Genomic DNA, 16,301 nt, shown 5'->3' with positions numbered 1-16,301 from the left:
CCGCCGAGAGCATCACAGGAGCCCCGTCCTCCGGCGTGCCGCGCCAGGACAAAAGGGCTCACCTGACCGTCTTTTCGTCCGATCCGGCGGCTTCCGCCGCGTGCGCGCTGCGCGCGATGCACCGGCCCACATGGGTCCACGCCGGTTCTTCCGCGGTCTCGGGTCGCGAGCCGGTGAGACCGTCGAGGTGGTCGATGGCGTGGCGCGTGACATAGCGGTCGGGGTCGGGTGTCTGCAGATAGCGGCGTACGAGGTCGTCGTCGACCTGCTGCCGCTGAAGGTAAGCCGCCAACGCGCCGACCAGCAGATGGTTGTGGGCGAGTGCGTCGGTGAGGGCGTACAGAACCAGGCGTTGCCACTCCTCCATGGAGGTCTTGTGCTGGGAGCCGAGGTTCTGGGCCTTGGCGAGGTGCTTGCTGATGTAGCGGCAGTGATAGGTGACGGCCGCCATCAGCTCCTCGGGGACCGCGGCGGCCACGGGCCGTGGGTCCGGCTCGGCGGTACGGGCGTGACGGGCCGGCGGCAGCGCGTCGCGGATCTGCTGGAGTCCTTCGTCGGACGGCCGGGGCCCGCCGGGTTCCTCAGTACGTAGCGCTCGGCGCTTTCGCTGGTGTTGCGTCATGGCGGATCGCTCCTGCTGTTCCCACGGACCGACGTTGCAGGTGGCAAGGCCACACCGGGGAACGGTGATCGATACGGTATGTCCGGAGTCTGTCCGACCGCGGCAGACGTGGGCTGCCTCGGCACACGGTCAGGCACGGTCACGGCCTTGAGAGGTGGCACCGCTTGGTCAACGAGGTGCTCGACGACCGGTCACGCCTCGTCCCCGCCGAACAGAGAGGCGACGGTGTCACACTGCGGTCGGCGCGCTCTCAAGGGGGATGATCCGAGCCGCCGCGGTCGCCGACGCGATCGTCGCGCGCCCTGCCGGTCGTCAACGCCCCTTCGCCGGAGGCGATGTCGCCGTCCCGGTGCACCACGCGCCGTGTCCAAGGATCGGACCGGGGCGAACCGGCCGCATGAGCGACACGTCCAGTTCCCGCGTGGACTGGTATCGGTCGGACGGGAGCGTGGCGGGGAGGGCCGGACCGACCGTCACGGCCCGCTCTTCGACACCGTTTCTCGCACAGACCCGGCCTGCCGGGTTACATCCGTCGAACAGTTGGGGAAACGCTCGCCCCGAGGTCGGTCCAACTTCTTGTAGCGCACAATCTACGCGCGTATCTTCTCACCTGGCCCACAAACCGGCCTGCCACCTCCCACGGTTCAGGGGCCTCGTTCTGTCATCGACTCCTGCACGAAAGAGCCCCACGTGTCCTCACGCATACCGCCGTCCCTGCGCGGCAAAGGCGCCAAGGCCGGCCTCATAGCGCTCCCGCTCGGCATCGCCGGATCCCTGATCGGCCTTCCCCTCGTGGCCGAGGCGGCGCCGTCTCCGGACGCCGTCATCTCCGAGGTCTACGGCGGCGGTGGCAACTCCGGCGCCTCCCTCACCAACGACTTCATCGAACTGGGCAACGCGGGCTCCGCGCCGTTCGACCTGAGCGGATGGTCGGTGCAGTACCTCAGCGGCGCGCCCACCGCCAACAGCAAGTGGCAGGTCACGCCGCTCAGCGGATCCGTTCCCGCAGGTGGCAACTACCTGGTCCAGGAGGCCATGGGCACGGGTGGCGACACCGCTCTGCCCACGCCCGACGCCAGCGGCGCCATCCCGATGTCGGCGACCAGCGGAACCGTCGCGCTGGTCCACTCCACCACCGCGCTCACCTGCCTGACCGCCGCCGACTGCGCGGCCGACGGCACCGTCAGGGACCTGGTCGGCTTCGGCACCGCCGTGGTGCGCGAGGGCTCCCCCGCCACCGGGGCGAGCAACACCGCCTCCGTCGCACGCGGCACCGCTCTCGCCGACACGGACGACAACTCCGCCGACTTCACGGGCGGCACACCGAGCCCCCGCAACAGCACGGGCGGCGGCTCCGGCGACCCCTCGCCCTCCCCCACTCCGTCGCCCACCGACACCACGCCGGGAAGCCTGCGCATCCACGACATCCAGGGCAGCACCCGGATCTCGCCGCAGAACGGCAAGACCGTCACCAACGTGCCCGGCGTGGTGACCGGTGTGCGCAGCAGCGGCTCGAAGGGCTACTGGATCCAGGACCCCGACGCGGACGGGAACGCGGCCACCAGCGAGGGCATCTTCGTCTACACCGGCTCCGCCACCCCGACCGTCAAGGTCGGCGACTCGGTGCTGGTGTCGGGCAAGGTGAGCGAGTACTACCCGGGCGGCCAGAGCAGCGGCACGCAGTCCGTGACCGAGCTGACCGGCCCGAAGGCCATTGTGCTGTCGTCCGGGAACGCGCTGCCGGAGGCGGAGACCATCGGCTCGGCCACGCTGCCGGAGGCCTACGCCCCGCAGGCCCAGGGCGGAAGCATCGAGTCCCTGGAACTGAAGCCGGATGCGTACGCGTTGGACTGGCTGGAGTCCCGTGAGGGCATGCTGGTGCAGGTCGGCGACTCCCGCGTGGTGGGCGCCAGCAACGAGTACAACGAGACGTGGATCACCACCAAGCCCGAGCAGAACCCGACGCCTCGCGGTGGCACGGTACTCACCGGGTACGACGACCCCAACTCCGGGCGTCTGCTGGTCACTTCGGTCACGGGTGAGCAGCTCAAGGCCGACGTCGGGGACACCCTCGCGGGCACGACGACCGGTCCCGTGGACTACGCGGACTACGGCGGCTACAACATCCAGGCGACCGCGCTCGGGACGGTTGTGCCGGGTGGGCTGACTCCCGGCGTCGCCGAGCACGGCAAGTCCAACGAGCTCTCGGTCGCCACGTACAACGTCGAGAACCTCGACCCGACGGACCCGCAGAGCAAGTTCGACCGGCTCGCCGAGGGCATCGTCAAGAACCTGGCCTCCCCGGACATCGTGAGCCTCGAGGAGATCCAGGACAACAACGGCGCCAAGGACGACGGCACCGTCGCGGCCGACAGCACCATCAGCCAGTTCGTCGACGCCATCAAGGCGGCCGGTGGCCCGGCGTACGACTGGCGGTCCATCGACCCGGTCAACGACTCCGACGGCGGCGAGCCCGGCGGCAACATCCGCACGGTCTTCCTGTTCAACCCCGAGCGGGTCAGCTTCGTGGACCGGCCGGGCGGCGACTCCACCACGGCGGTCGAAGCCGTCCGTGACGACAAGAAGGGTGTCCGGCTCTCCGTGTCGCCGGGCAGGATCGACCCGACCTCGGACGCCTGGAAGAGCAGCCGCAAGCCGCTGGTCGGTGAGTTCACCTTCCGCGGCCAGCAGGTCTTCGTCATCGGCAACCACTTCAACTCCAAGGGCGGCGACCAGCCGGTCCACGGAGCCTTCCAGCCGCCGACGCTCGGCTCGGAGACCCAGCGCACGACTCAGGCCCAGGAGGTCAACACCTTCGTCTCCAGCCTGCTCGCCAAGGACGCGAAGGCCAAGGTCGTCGTCCTCGGAGACCTGAACGACTACCAGTTCTCCAAGCCCCTGACCACGCTGACCGCCGGCGGAATCCTCACGGACCTCATCAACACCCTGCCGGTGAACGAGCGCTACAGCTACGTGTACGACGGCAACTCGCAGACGCTGGACCACATCCTGGTCTCCCGCGCCATCAAGAAGCCGGAGTACGAGGTCGTGCACATCAACTCCGAGTTCCACGACCAGACGAGCGACCACGACCCGCAGGTGGTCCGCTTCAAGTAGTTCACGGACGACAGGCGTGGCGTGCGTGCCACGCCCGTCGCGCTCCAGCTCGCCACCACCACCGGCGCCGGCATCGAGGAAGCGGCGGCGCGCGCACCGACCACCGTTCGCCAGGTCATGCCCGCACGACTGCGCCGCCGTATCGACACCGTCCGGGCCCCGCTCGAGCCACCGCTCGAGCGGGGCCCGCAGGTCGACAGCAGCGTGCTCATGACGCTCAGCGCCCCGTCCCCACCCATGAGGTGCCGCGCTTCGACTACACCCCCGCATCCCCATCGGGAGCGGGCGACGGCGAGCGGACCGCGACTCCACCGGGCCGGGTCCGGCCCCATCACCTCGGCAATCGGGGCGGGCGCTGGTGCCTCGTCGCGTGGGACGTCGATCGCGACGACTGGCGCATTTTCCGGGCCGACCGGATCAGCCCGCGTACGCCTGCAGGGCCCCGCTTCACTCCACGCGAGCTGCCCGGCGGTGACGTGGCCGCCTTCGTGGCCGGCAGATTCCGGGGCTCCGTCGGTTCCGGAGGACCGGGCGGTTCCGGCGGCCGGCCCTTTCGCGACGAGGTGATCCTCGATCTGCCCGCCGACGTCATATCCCGCTACACCCGCGAAGGACTCGTCGAGGAGCTCGGCCCGGACCGCTGCCGGCTCGTCCTGGGTTCGTGGCCATGGACCGGCCTGGCCGCCACCGTCGGAAGGTTCGACGCCGACATCGAAGCGGTCGGACCAGCCGAGCTCAAGGACGCCTTCGCACGCCTGACCGACCGGTGTGCCAAGGCCGCGTCCGCCGCACCCCTCGCGCCGCCGGCCTCGTCCGACGCTTCACCTGCCCCTGAGGACGTCCCACGGTCACGGGTTTGAGCTGGAAACCGGTGCGCCGAACATCTTGTCGAAGACGGGCAGGACTGCGCGGAGCGCTTCGCGGTCCTCAGCGGTGAGGCCGGCCATGCGTTCTGCCAGCAGCTTGTTGCGGCTCTCACACACGTCCGCCGCCACCCGTCGCCCCACGGCGGTGATCTGCACCGTGCTTCCCCTGCGGGCCGGCCCCGAACGCACCACCCACCCCGCCGCCTCCATGCGATTGACGAGCTGGGTCATGGTCGGCGGCTGAACGCCTTCGGCGCGGGCCAGCTCGCCGATGCCCATGGGGCCGCCGCTCAGCAGGCTCAGTACGGCCCCCTGCGCGGTGGTGACCCGGAGACCGGCCGCTTCGCGCCGGACCGCCTGGCTGATCCGCAGCAGTCTCTTGCGCGTCTCGTTCGTCAACTCGTCCACGGCCCGGTCCCTCGGTCGGCGTTTATAGTTAGCCTACCTATAGATAGCGGGAGTGGCCTCGTGCCGATACGCGGACGCAGCAGCACAACGGTCGTCCTTATGGCTATGTGTCTGGGGCTGATGCTGAGCATGTTCAACTCGACGATGATCAACGTCGCGTTGCCCGACCTCGGCAGCTCGCTGCACGCCTCGGCGACTTCGCTCCAGTGGGTCGCGACGATCTACACGCTCACCTACGCGGCGGCCCTGTTGCTCGGCGGGGCGCTGGGCGACCGATGGGGGCGGCGATCCGCGTCCGATCTCCCTCTGGGTGCGTCGGCGTTCGCCGGCGGTCTGGTGAAGAACTCCTCGGTTCCGGAAGGCATGTGCGCGGTCCTATGCGGCGGTTCCGGAGGCGGCGAGGTGTGCCAGGCACGCGTCGGGCTCGGCGAACGGTTCGAGTCGGGTGGCCTCCAGGGGGGCGCTCAGTTCGGCCAAGGCGCCCCGGATCAGGCCCAGATGCAGTGGACAGACGATCGTGCCGTATTCCTCGGCGAGCTCGAGGAAGGGGCAGTGCCGTAGCCGTATGCTGCCGACCGGCCCGCCCTCGTCAGTGATCCACGGGTCGAAGCCCAAGTCCGTGAGCATCTCGGCGAGCCGCTCGAGGGCCTCCCGCGCGGTCGGGCGGCTGGAAGGGGGCCATTGCTCGACGAGATACCGCCCCCACGCGCGCCCCGCGGCGGTGGCCGCGGCCTCTGCATCGGGCCCGGTCGACTCCAACTGGCCGAGCAGGATCCGGGCCAGCAGACGGTAGCGGCGCTCTCCACCCCGGTCCATGCCCTGCCGTGAGGTGTAGACGGTGCGTGGCCGTCCCGGCCCGGACGGCTCCTCCACCGTCCGCTCGATACGGCCCTGCGCCACGAGCGCGTCCAGGTGGAAGCGCACCGTGTTGGGATGCACGCTCAGCCGGTCCGCGACTTCGGTGACGCCCGATGGGGCAGGGGCGTCCCGCACGGCGTCGAGTACGGCGCGACGGCGAGGCGACAACTCAGGTTGCCGCTCTCGTACGTGGCCCCTGGCCATGGCCGTCAGCCTCCCCGGACCCGCAACGGCTAGAGTTTCTCCAAATGTACATGTATTTAATGCCGTTGGTGGTGGACCGGGGTTTGCCGTGGCAAGCACCCTTCGCTCATCGGCGAGCCGGTGTTCGCAGGTGGGACACGCTGAAGCGGGCCGCCCTGCGGGCAGGTGGCGGTCGCCCACGGCGGTACGGGTACCGACCGGGCCGGGCTCGGCCCGGGCCACGTCGATGACGAAGGTCGAGGTGGTCAACGCGCCCGCGACGTGGACCGGCAGCATTGCCGAGCATCGGCGAACGCACCTGGCGCCGGAGCACGAGCAGGCCCCGGGCGCGCTGCGAGCGGACGGCACTGGGCCCCCGGCGCCGCAGACGACCTTCGGCCTCATCCGCCGTCAACCCCTCCACTGTCACGCCGAGCCCCGGAGAAGGTCGCCGGTCTCGGTGGTCGGCCTGGCCGGGGCCGTCGTCGTCACCACGACGGATCACGCAGCCGTGGCCGGACCAGCCGAGATCACCTCTGCGCCCGATAGCGCAAATACGACACGCCGCTGTCGAATCGGTGCTCGTCGACTGTCTCAGGCCGAACACGAACCCCTTCCGGGAAGACCGGTGTGCCTCCACCGACGGCACGGGCACGACGAACAGGTGATATTCGTCGACCAGGCCCGCCTTGGCCGCCTGCCCGGCGAGGGTCGGACCACCGACGCTGACGTCCGCGTGTTCCTTCAGCGTCCGGACGGCATCGGGGGCGAAACGCCGCTCGATCCGCGTCCGCGCGCTGGACACCACCTCCAGTGTGCTCGAGTGGACGACCTTGTCCGCGGAACTCCAGATCCGGGCGAAGTCCCGCACCGCGGGCGAGTGCTCCTCGACGGAAGCGGTCTCCCGGAAGACCATGGTCTCGTACATCCGGCGGCCGTACAGGTACGTCCCGATCTCCCTCTCGAGATCATTGATGGCGGCGAGCTCCTCCTCGTCCGGCTCGGCCCAGTCGAACCTGCCTTCGGGATCGGCCGTGCAACCGTCGAGCGACGTGATGACGGAATGGCTCGGCACGCTTGCTCCCTTCCGTCGCGAGTACAGACCGCCCGCACCACCGACATACATTTGCCCAGCACCGTCGCTCGGACGAACGTCCGCCCGACACAGACAAAGGCAGAGCTGATGACCACGCACACCCCTGACGTCGATCACGAACTCGTCGAAGTCGCGGCCCACGTCGCTCGCACGCGTTGCCAGGGCGACAACCACACCGTCGCAGCGGCGGCCCGCACCGGGGACGGGCGGATCGTCACCGCGGTGAACGTCTACCACTTCACCGGTGGCCCCTGCGCCGAGCTGGTCCTCATCGGCACGGCAGCCGCCCAGGGCGCCTACGACCTGGTCACGATCGTCGCTGTCGGCGACCGCGAGCGAGGGGTGGTTCCCCCGTGCGGCCGATGCCGTCAGGTCCTGCTCGACTACTTCCCCACCGTCAAAGTCATCGTCGGCACGGCTGACCGCGCCCGGGCCGTCCCCGTCACCGACCTGCTGCCCGAGAGCTACGTCTGGGCCGACCATCAACTCGACGACGAGTGAACGCCGCAACTGCCACTCCCTGTCATTCCGCAGCCTGCCGGGCCCGGTGTGCGGGCGTACGGTGTGAACCGGAGCACATGCGGGCGACCAGACAGCAGACAGGTCGGGAGTAGCGATGCGTCCAACCAATCTCACCGGGGAATCGGCCGACTACGTCAGTGCCCGCGAGGAGCTGCGGCAGGCCGAGATCGAATTGATGCGGCAGCGGGAGCGGGTCGCCGGCCTGCGTCGGCGGTTGCCGCCGGGACCGGTCGTCGAGGACTACGTGTTCGAGGAGGGGCCTGCCGATCTGGAGGAGGGTGACGCGCCGACGCGGACCGTTCGGCTGAGCGAGCTGTTCACCCGGCCCGGGCGCGACCTGGTCGTCTACCACCTGATGTACGGCAAGAAGCAGACCGAGCCGTGTCCCATGTGCACGATGTGGTGCGACGGGTTCAACGGAGTGGCCCAGCACATCGCGCAGAACGTCGACTTCGCGGTCGTCGCCGCGGCCGACCCGCCCGCCCTCCGCGCGCACGCCCGAAACCGGAACTGGACGAATCTGCGCCTGCTGAGCGCCGGGGCCGGCACGTTCAAGTACGACCTGGGCAGCGAGGACGCCGACGGCAATCAGGACTCGACGGTTTCCGTGTTCACGCGCGACGACGACGGCTCGGTGCGGCACTTCTACTCGGCGCATCCCCGGATGTCCGACGACATCGACCAGCGTGGCATCGATCTGCTCAACCCGGTGTGGCACATCCTCGACCTCACCCGGCGAGGGCGCGGCGACTGGTTCGCCGCGCTCGGTTACGCCTGACCACGGACGGTGGCGCTGACCCGTCACGGACACTCGGTCGTCCGGATCACGGGTACCCGACCCGCGGAAGTGACGAAGATCGCTGTCGCCGCGCGGCCCGTTTGCCCAAGCCATGAACGACCAGGCGACCCGTGACGGCGCCCGGGGGCACGGCGCGCCTCACGGGTGGGCTGCGCGGGTGAGGATGACGGCGTAACGGCACTCCGTATCGCCGGAGTTGACGAAGACGCGCTCGCAGGGTTCGCCGAGTTCGATGGTGTCGCCCGCGTCGAGGTGGTGGACCGTGTCGCCGTCGTGGAAGGTGAGTCGGCCCTCCAGGACCCAGACGACCTGTCGTACGAAGGCGAAGGCCGCCGCGGGATACGGCACGCGGGCTCCGGCCGGCAGACGGATCTCGGCGACCTCCGCGGGAAAGCGCGGGCCGGTGATCTGCCGGCGCCGGTAGCCGGTGGCGCGGTCGCGCCACTGGGCGGCGGCGGCCCCGCGCCGCACCCCTGCGGACTCCTCGGCGTCGTCCGGCGTTCCTTCGGCAAGGGCGAGCAGGGAGGCGACGCCGAGCTGGAAGGCGGCGGACAACTTCCCGAGGACGACAGCGGTGGGGCTGCTTTCGCCCCGCTCGATCCTGCTGATCATGGCCTGGGAGACGCCGGAGGCGTCTGCGAGCTGGGCCAGGGTCCACCGGCGGCGTTCCCGTTCGGTGCGGACGCGGGCCGCGATCTGCCTCACCAGAGGATCTACTATGTTGGACATGAATCCAATATACGAGAGGAACGGTACCTCTGTGACGGCGCGTGGGGCACGCCCCGGCGACGCGGAGGCGATCCGCGCGATCCGCAATCACGCGATCGAGTCCTCGACCGCTCTGTGGACGCAGACGACGCAGTCCCCTGCCGAGGGCGCGGCCTGGCTGGCCGCGCATCTGGAACGCGGGTCCGCGCTCGTGGCGGAGGTCGACGGCGAGGTGGCCGGGTTCGCGGTGTACGGACCCTGGCGGGAGCTGGATGGGTACCGTCACACGGTGGAGGACTCGGTCTACGTCCGCGAAGACCGGCACGGGCTCGGGATCGGGTCGGCTCTGCTGGCCGCGCTGGTCACCTCGGCACGCGAGGCTGGCCACCATGTGGTGATCGCCGGCATCGAAGCGGAGAACACCGCGTCGATCCGACTGCACGAAAGGTTCGGGTTCCAACGCGCGGGGACGATCCCGGAAGTCGGCACGAAGTTCGGCCGCTGGCTCGACCTGACGATCATGCGGTTGCCCCTGACCTGAAGCCTCCGTACGTCGAGGAGCGGCAAGTACGCTGTGACCACATGAGGCTCACTGTGCTCGGCGGGTGCGGTGCCTGGCCCGCCGCCGGTCAGGCGTGCAGCGGTTATCTGCTGGAGCACGACGGGTTCCGGCTGCTACTCGATCCCGGCTATGCGGTCCTGCCCAGGCTGCTGGAGCGGGCCGCCGCCGAGCAGGTCGACGCCGTGCTGATCAGCCATGGTCACCCGGACCACTGCGCGGACCTCAATCCGCTGTTGCGGGCCAGAGCCCTGCGCGAGGACCCGCCCCCGGCCCTGCCGGTACACACCCTGCCCGGCGCGATCGATGCGGTGCTGGCACTGGACCGGCCCGGCATGCTCCAAGACGCTTACCGCCTACGCGAGTTCACTGCCGGATCCGGATTCGAGGTAGGTCCGTTCCGCGTCGCCTCCTGGGATCTGCCGCACTTCGTACCCAATGCCGGCCTGCGTCTGAGCGCCGGAGGGCGGAGCCTCGCCTACACCGGTGACACCGGTCCCAGTCCCGACCTGGTCGAGCTGGCGCGGGACACCGATCTCTTCCTCGCCGAGGCGACGTACCCCTACCAAGTTCCCTGCGAGGACAGCACGTTCCTGTCCAGCGCCCTTCAGGCCGGCCAGTACGCCGACCGCGCCGGGACGGGTCGACTGCTCCTGACGCATCTGTGGCCCCGGTCCGATCCTGCTGCCGCCCTCGACGCCGCCCGTCGCGGCTGCTTCTGCCCTGTCGATGTCGCCAGAGCCGGCCAGGTTGTGGACCTTGACTGGCCGTCACCTCGCAGTTCCCTCTGACTCCGGCCGTCCGCCGCCCAGTTGGCGAACCGATCAGGTACGCCCCCGGTCCCAGGAGTTCCTCGACTATCACAGGCGCCTCCAAGGTTTCTACGGGCGGGCGGCTGCAGCAGGCCACGCCGTGGTCAGGGCGGTGTGGGCTTGAGACGTGGTCGCGTGCCGGTCACAGCCATTCGTCGATGGCGGCAACAAGCACTGTCGCTTCGTAGCGGACAGCAAGTTTGTCGTATCGCGTGGCGACGGCCCGGTGCCGCTTCAGCCGGTTGATGCCGCACTCGACGGCGTGCCGGGCCTTGTAGTCCTCCGGGTCGAACTTCGGTGGACGGCCGCCGCGGGAGCCGAGCTTCTTTCGGTTGCGGGCCTGGTCGGCCTTGTCAGGGATGGTGCAGCGGATTCTACGTCTGCGCAGGTAAGCGCGGTTCTTCCGGGAGGCGTACGCCTTGTCGGCGCGCACGCGATCGGGCCGAGTGCGCGGCCTGCCCGGCCCCATGCGGGGCACGCGGACCTTGTCCAGGACGGGTTCGAACTGCGGGGAGTCGCCGCGCTGTCCGGCTGTGACCACGATGGACATGGGCTTCTGCCCCTGCTCGGCGGCCAGGTGTAGCTTGGTGGTCAGGCCGCCGCGGGAGCGCCCGAGCCCATGGTCGTCCGGCTCGATGACGATGCCGCCGGGCGGTTTCCTTTGCGGGTCCCCCTTTTCCTTGCCCCGGCAGCGTGCTGGTGGGCCCGGACGATGGTGGAGTCGACGTTGAGGTCCCAGGTGATCAGGTCCTGGGCGTCGGCCCGGGCCTGCAGCTCGGTAAAGATCCACTGCCAGATACCGTCTCGCTGCCAGCGGCGGAACAGGTCGTACGCCCGGCCCCAGTGCCCGTACCGCTCCAGAACATCCCGACACGGCGTCCCGGTTCGGATCCGCCACCGTATGCCGTCGATCAGTCGTCGCCGAGTCCATATCACCGGCCGGCCCGGCTCCTTGCCCTTCGGCAACAGCGGCTCCAGCACTGCCCACTGCGCATCCGTCAGATCTCCTCGTCCCACGAATCAAGATCATCGCATGCTCAAGATCCACTTTCGATACACGCCCTAGGTCTCACGGATCACGCGCGCCGCGCACATCGCGTCAACCGTCGTCGTCATCAGCACGTCGAGCAGCGCCGAACGTGCCTGGCTTTCAACTGGCCCCTGCATTGCCCGGATGCCCCTGGGTAGCGGTGGTGGGGTGTGCTCGAAAGGGCGCAGCTCCACGGGGACACCGAGGGGCAACTCAGCCCACACGACCTTGCCGCCAACGCGCGGTCGGTAGACGTTCCAGCGCTTGGCGAGCTGTTCGACGAGCAGTAGGCCGCGCCCACCTTCTGTCTCAAGGTCGGGGTTCTTCCGTACCGGCGCCTGGTCGCTTCTGTCCCAGACCTCGACGTACAGGCTGGCTTCAATAGCCCGAAGCTGTATTCCGATGACGTGTTCGGCCGTGATCTGCCACGCCTTCGGCTCCGGCTCGGTAATGCCGCTCGCCTTCACGGCGTTGGTGACGAGCTCACTCATCACGAGCGTCGCCGTCTCCGCGTGATCTTTAAGCTGCCAGAGCTTCAAGGTGTGGCCGACGAACATTCGCGAGCAGCCGACAGCCGTAGGTACGGCGGTCAAGCGCAGCGAGGATGCGTACAGGGGGATCGGGTTCACGGTGTCGGCGCTCATGACACAGCACCCTTCAGCTGTGCGACGGTGCTTTGGATGACCCACAGCCGCGCGCCCAGCTCGCGTTCGATGTGGTCGCGCATGGCAGCTTGTAGACCAGGCAGTCGAGCGAAGTGCCACAAGGACGGCACGATCACGTTCTTGACGTCGGCGGTCTTGAGGGCGTCGACCAGAGCGAAGAAGGCGGACTCATCACGGGCGTCGAGTCGCTCGATGAACAGCCGCTCCAGCTCAAACCCCTCGCGGGTGGCGTAGGTCGCCAACTCCCGTTGGATCGTTTCGTTTTCGTCTGGGTCGTCACTTGCGGCGAGCCGCATGTAACCGAACATGGCAGGTCGCATCCGTTCCTCCGAGGGACTGGAACGGTTGGCGAGCGGTGGCACGGGGTTCTATCCGCTCGCCAACCTGCCAGCAGAGAAGCGGTTTGACCTGCGCAAACACCACAGCAAAGGTGCTGCACGGATGACGCATCTGTGTGGCATTCCTGGGTCTGGCCTGCACAGACGTCTCGTGCGCCACTACGGTGGTAACTCGCCCCATGCACCGGAGGGATGGGCGATGGCAAGCAAGCGCATACGCCTAGCTCAACGTCGCAAAGCGGCAGGCTTCACGCAAGAGGGGCTTGCCGAGTATCTAGGCGTCGAGCGTTCAACGGTAGGTCGCTGGGAGAGCGCCGACACGGAGCCACAAGCTTGGTTACGGCCAAAACTGGCGCGCGCACTCAAGGTGTCGAGCGGGGAGCTTCAAGCGCTCCTAGACGACGTGACGGCCACCGACGTTCGACCAAGTGAGCGGATGACGTATGCCCTGGAGAACCCAGGGTCGGCCGACCTCATGGTGGTCGCCTACCTTCACGAGCAGCTACGCAAGCTGGATGAGTCCTACGACCAAGAGGCGTCGACGGCGTTGCTTGGCCGAGCTGGTCAGCTTCACGGCCAGGTGCGGTTCCTCCGCGAGAACGCCGCGAACCCCCGCGTGCGGCGTGCGCTCTTCGCAGTCGAAGCCGACTCAGCGACGTTCATGGGACAGCTGGTGTGGGACGTCAGCCAGCGTCGCGACCACCACGCGCCGGTCCTGTACTTCAAAGAAGCGGTCGGTGCAGCGAAGCACGCTCACGACCCTTCGACCGAGGCATACGCAACACTCCGCATGAGCTTCGTTGCGCTCTACGGCGAGAAGAACCCTGGCCGGGGCGTGACGCTCGCCGAGCAAGCTGCCGAGGCCGCCAAGCTGGTCAGTCCGTCACTAACTGGTCTCTCGCTTCTTCACGTCGCCGAGGGGTACGCCATGACTGGTGCGCTTGCTGAGTGCGAGGACGCACTGAAGAAGGCCGAGACTCAGTTCGACCGGGTCCACCCTGACGATGTGGCCGCGCCGTACTACACGGTCAACGAGTTCAACCGGCTTACCGGATCGTGTTACCTGTTCCTCGACCTACCGGAGCGGGCCGAACCCATCCTCCGCATGACCTCGCGGGCGCTGGCGTCCAAGAAGAAGAGTCAAGCTATCGCGCTGGGGAACTTAACCTTGGCGCTCATCCGCCAAAGCAAGCTCGACGAGGCGGCGAGCGTCATGCACCGCACCATTGATGCCGTCGAGCTGACGCGCGGCGGAGGCGGTCTTAATCTGGCGTTCTCTGCCGGGCGGGAACTGCGGCAGTGGAGGAACGAGCCGTGGGCGCAGGAGATCAACGACAGGTTGCTTGCGCTCATGGCCATATAGAACAGGTGGGGCGTGACGGACATCGACCAGGCTAAGCAGGCCGTACGCGAGCGGGTGTGGCGACGACTCATCGACGGCGGCGGTGCACCAGCCGATTCGTACGGGAAGATCCCCGGCTTCTACGGAACTGAGGGGACCGCCGAACAGCTGGCCGGTCTGGATGAATGGCGGCGAGCAACGACCGTCAAGGCCAACCCTGACTGGGCGCAGCTTCCTGTACGTGCCCGTGCGCTCAAGGACGGCAAGCGCGTCTACATGGCCGTGCCGAGGATGGCCAGCCCGCAACCGTTCTACCTGCTCGACCCCGAGAATCTGACGCTCCCGCCCGAGGAGGCCGCCGAGAAGAAGGGTGCAGCCCAGGTTGCCCGGCGCGTCGGCGTTGAAGAGGTCGAGCCGATCGACATAGTCGTCTGCGGCAGCGTGGCCGTGAACCGCTCCGGTGCGCGCATCGGCAAGGGCGCCGGGTACTCCGACCTTGAAGTCGCACTTCTAATCGAGGCCGGCCTGGTCACCGAGAACACCGTGATCGTGGCGCCCGTGCACGAACTCCAGGTCATCGAGGACGACATCCCCGAGACGGAGCACGATTTCTCCGTGGACTACATCGTCACGCCCGGCGAGGTGATCCCGTGCCCCAACCGCAGGCGTCCGCGCGGCTTGGTCTGGGGCGACCTCACGCCGGAGAAGATCGCGGCCATTCCCGTGTTGGCGCAGCGGCGTCCGTCCTAGGCAGCCGCTAGGCTCCCCTGAACAAGAGTGCTCGACCTCCGCCGTGGTCGGGCGCTCTGTGTCGTTCAGGCGCTCTCGCTCTGCGGGTGGGGCACACCCTCCTCGGTGGGCGAGCCCGCCTGCTTCGGCAAGGGGATGACCGTCTTCATGCGCGGCTCCTTGCCGAAGAACTTGCGGTACTTCTCGACGGTGCCGATCTCCTTGATAATCTTCGCCACCCAGGTCGATGTGTACAGGTAGGAGTTGAACGCCTCACTGTAGATGCAATACCTCGCATCGGTGTCGTACGGCTTGGCGGAGTTCTTCGCAGGGCGCACCTTGAACCGCTGCCACATCTCCAGGTGCTCGCTGAACGGGCTGAACTCGAAGGGCAACTGCTCCTCGACGAGCGTGCAGACCTGCTTCGCGCGCAGCTTCGCCTTGTCCGCCACCTCCACCTGGCGGTCCCTAATGATGACGGTGCCCTTGCGCCCAGCCTCGACCATGACCTTGCGCTCCTCCTCGGTCAGCTCGTCGAGCTTCACGAAGTCGATCGCCAGGTCGGCCTCTGTCTTCGAGCCGACCATGGGCACGAGCCGGACGCGGTAGTCGTACTTAAGATCATCCAGTAGGTCGGGGTCGATGGCCGCCTCGAACTTCGCCACCAGGTCGCGGGTGTGCTTCGGCAGCTTCTTCGCCGCCTCCTGGAGCTGCTCGCGACCCTCGGCCGTGAGTGCCTGAAGAGAGATCGGGAAGCGAAGTCGATCGGCGAGGCTGTACTTGGAACCGAAGTAGTCCACCATCTCCTGCTCGTAGTTCATGACGAGCGCCTGCGCCTTGCCACCCGTGGCGATCTTCAGGTTGTGCTCGTACCGGTGTTCCACCTTGTTGCGGAGCGCGACGAAGAGCTCGGCGTTCAAGCGGACCGGATCGGCGCTGTTGGTGTAGCGCTGCTTCAGGCACCACTCCAGATCCCACGCCTTCGGCTCACCGTCGATCAAGACGTACTGGCCGGTCTTGGGGTCCTTGTAGTGGTAGTCGATCTTGTCCATGTGGAACTCCGCGTGAAGCAGGTAGTGCCACGCCTTATGCATGTGCGTGAGGAAGTCGGAGTAGTTGCCACTTGAGCAGTTCCACTCGTCAACTGCCTTCAGGACGTGGCGCTGCGACACCATGAGGATGTGGTGCCAGCGGGCGTGTGCCATGTCGTACATCCTTCTCGTTCGATAGAGGGATCACATTCACGGTCACCCCGGGACAAGCGGTATTCCCACGGCACGTCAGGTGAATCAGGGTGATCATGGGTCACAAGATCACCCGTTTGATGAACCCGTCCTCCACGGCGCTTCACTCGTGGGGTAGAAGCCCTAGAACTGCTCCGTCTGCCCGGAAGGCGCCAGACGACCGAGGAGCGGGTTTTGCCTGGTCAACAGGGGTGGAGGCCGGTAGACTGGGCAGTGCCCACGGGATACGTAGCCAGGTTGTTGACGAAGCAACAGAAAGTGGTCCCGTCGGGGACGTCCGGCTGCTCGTAGCGCGGCTTCACGCGGGCATCGTAGCCCGGGAGTCGGCCGTGCGCCTGAGGGACAACCGAGTACCAGAAATGGGCAACAGCCGTGTGGCAAAGCCGGTTTCGCGCTGCGACGG

The 16,301-nt window shown here is 67.9% G+C and carries 16 protein-coding genes and 2 pseudogenes; 9 read left to right on the top strand and 9 right to left on the bottom strand.

All coding sequences use genetic code 11. The features are described from left to right. Positions 1-58: 58 nt before the first annotated feature. The gene (locus IEZ19_RS21800; RefSeq protein WP_189312908.1) at positions 59-622 is read right to left on the bottom strand and encodes a hypothetical protein; all 564 of its coding nucleotides are present in this window, start codon (positions 620-622) and stop codon (positions 59-61) included. 690 nt (positions 623-1,312) lie between these two features. On the opposite strand from IEZ19_RS21800, the gene IEZ19_RS21795 reads away from it, so the two are divergent. Beyond that, entirely contained in the window at positions 1,313-3,739 is a 2,427-nt protein-coding gene (locus IEZ19_RS21795) for a DUF8508 domain-containing protein (protein ID WP_189312907.1), read from the top strand. A 6-nt stretch (positions 3,740-3,745) separates the two neighbouring features. Then, positions 3,746-4,599 (top strand): annotated as a pseudogene (locus tag IEZ19_RS21790) (helix-turn-helix transcriptional regulator); the annotation flags it as partial. On the opposite strand, the gene IEZ19_RS21785 reads toward IEZ19_RS21790, so the two are convergent. After that, positions 4,588-5,013 (bottom strand): MarR family winged helix-turn-helix transcriptional regulator, encoded by a 426-nt coding sequence (locus tag IEZ19_RS21785; RefSeq protein ID WP_189312906.1) that lies wholly within the window; start codon positions 5,011-5,013, stop codon positions 4,588-4,590. The pseudogene IEZ19_RS21790 and the gene IEZ19_RS21785 overlap by 12 nt on opposite strands. 99 nt (positions 5,014-5,112) lie before the next feature. On the opposite strand from IEZ19_RS21785, the pseudogene IEZ19_RS53520 reads away from it, so the two are divergent. Then, positions 5,113-5,328 (top strand): annotated as a pseudogene (locus IEZ19_RS53520) (MFS transporter); the annotation flags it as partial. Positions 5,329-5,388: 60 nt separating this feature from the next. Here IEZ19_RS53520 and IEZ19_RS21780 read toward each other — a convergent pair. Both IEZ19_RS21780 and IEZ19_RS50810 read right to left on the bottom strand, forming a co-directional pair. Next, positions 5,389-6,075, bottom strand: coding sequence for a helix-turn-helix transcriptional regulator (locus IEZ19_RS21780; protein WP_189312905.1), 687 nt, complete (start codon positions 6,073-6,075; stop codon positions 5,389-5,391). 106 nt (positions 6,076-6,181) lie between these two features. After that, positions 6,182-7,129 (bottom strand): dihydrofolate reductase family protein, encoded by a 948-nt coding sequence (locus tag IEZ19_RS50810; protein WP_229840547.1) that lies wholly within the window; start codon positions 7,127-7,129, stop codon positions 6,182-6,184. A gap of 108 nt (positions 7,130-7,237) precedes the next feature. Here IEZ19_RS50810 and IEZ19_RS21770 point away from each other — a divergent pair, with 108 nt between their 5' ends. Further along, a complete protein-coding gene (locus tag IEZ19_RS21770) occupies positions 7,238-7,651 on the top strand; it encodes a cytidine deaminase family protein (RefSeq protein ID WP_189312904.1) in 414 nt (137 codons plus the stop codon). A gap of 115 nt (positions 7,652-7,766) precedes the next feature. Next, the gene (locus IEZ19_RS21765; RefSeq protein ID WP_189312903.1) at positions 7,767-8,450 is read left to right on the top strand and encodes a DUF899 family protein; all 684 of its coding nucleotides are present in this window, start codon (positions 7,767-7,769) and stop codon (positions 8,448-8,450) included. A gap of 159 nt (positions 8,451-8,609) precedes the next feature. Here IEZ19_RS21765 and IEZ19_RS21760 read toward each other — a convergent pair whose 3' ends face one another. Further along, positions 8,610-9,200, bottom strand: a complete 591-nt coding sequence (locus tag IEZ19_RS21760) for a helix-turn-helix domain-containing protein (protein ID WP_189312902.1) — start codon at positions 9,198-9,200, stop codon at positions 8,610-8,612. Here IEZ19_RS21760 and IEZ19_RS21755 point away from each other — a divergent pair. Together IEZ19_RS21755 and IEZ19_RS21750 are read left to right on the top strand one after the other, a co-directional pair. Continuing rightward, on the top strand, positions 9,199-9,720 hold the full coding sequence (locus IEZ19_RS21755) for a GNAT family N-acetyltransferase (protein ID WP_189312901.1): 522 nt from the start codon (positions 9,199-9,201) through the stop codon (positions 9,718-9,720). The two genes, IEZ19_RS21760 and IEZ19_RS21755, sit on opposite strands and share 2 nt — an antisense overlap. A 41-nt stretch (positions 9,721-9,761) precedes the next feature. Then, positions 9,762-10,529, top strand: coding sequence for an MBL fold metallo-hydrolase (locus tag IEZ19_RS21750; RefSeq protein WP_189312900.1), 768 nt, complete (start codon positions 9,762-9,764; stop codon positions 10,527-10,529). 163 nt (positions 10,530-10,692) lie between these two features. On the opposite strand, the gene IEZ19_RS21745 is transcribed toward IEZ19_RS21750, so the two are convergent. The 3 genes from IEZ19_RS21745 to IEZ19_RS21735 form a co-directional block, all read right to left on the bottom strand. Beyond that, positions 10,693-11,567, bottom strand: a protein-coding gene (locus tag IEZ19_RS21745; RefSeq protein WP_229840545.1) for an IS5 family transposase whose coding sequence is annotated in 2 segments (ribosomal slippage) — positions 10,693-11,177 and positions 11,177-11,567 — 876 coding nt in all. Because the reading frame shifts where the segments join, the coding sequence is not laid out codon by codon here. A 45-nt stretch (positions 11,568-11,612) separates the two neighbouring features. Then, positions 11,613-12,224, bottom strand: coding sequence for an ATP-binding protein (locus tag IEZ19_RS21740; RefSeq protein ID WP_229840543.1), 612 nt, complete (start codon positions 12,222-12,224; stop codon positions 11,613-11,615). Further along, on the bottom strand, positions 12,221-12,553 hold the full coding sequence (locus IEZ19_RS21735) for a recombinase family protein (protein ID WP_229840535.1): 333 nt from the start codon (positions 12,551-12,553) through the stop codon (positions 12,221-12,223). Before IEZ19_RS21735 ends, IEZ19_RS21740 begins: the two co-directional genes overlap by 4 nt. Between IEZ19_RS21735 and IEZ19_RS21730 the strand changes: the two genes are divergently transcribed. Together IEZ19_RS21730 and IEZ19_RS21725 are read left to right on the top strand one after the other, a co-directional pair. After that, on the top strand, positions 12,552-13,946 hold the full coding sequence (locus IEZ19_RS21730; protein WP_229840534.1) for a helix-turn-helix domain-containing protein: 1,395 nt from the start codon (positions 12,552-12,554) through the stop codon (positions 13,944-13,946). The genes IEZ19_RS21735 and IEZ19_RS21730 overlap by 2 nt on opposite strands. A 12-nt stretch (positions 13,947-13,958) precedes the next feature. Continuing rightward, the gene (locus tag IEZ19_RS21725) at positions 13,959-14,675 is read left to right on the top strand and encodes a 5-formyltetrahydrofolate cyclo-ligase (RefSeq protein ID WP_189312898.1); all 717 of its coding nucleotides are present in this window, start codon (positions 13,959-13,961) and stop codon (positions 14,673-14,675) included. Between the two features lie 65 nt (positions 14,676-14,740). Here IEZ19_RS21725 and IEZ19_RS21720 read toward each other — a convergent pair whose 3' ends face one another. After that, a complete protein-coding gene (locus tag IEZ19_RS21720; protein WP_189312897.1) occupies positions 14,741-15,859 on the bottom strand; it encodes a DUF3644 domain-containing protein in 1,119 nt (372 codons plus the stop codon). Positions 15,860-16,301: the final 442 nt, after the last annotated feature.

Origin of the sequence: Streptomyces brasiliensis (assembly GCF_014647875.1) — a bacterium.
GTDB classification, from domain to species: Bacteria; Actinomycetota; Actinomycetes; order Streptomycetales; family Streptomycetaceae; genus Streptomyces; species Streptomyces brasiliensis.
This window is presented reverse-complemented; position numbering and strand designations above follow the sequence as displayed.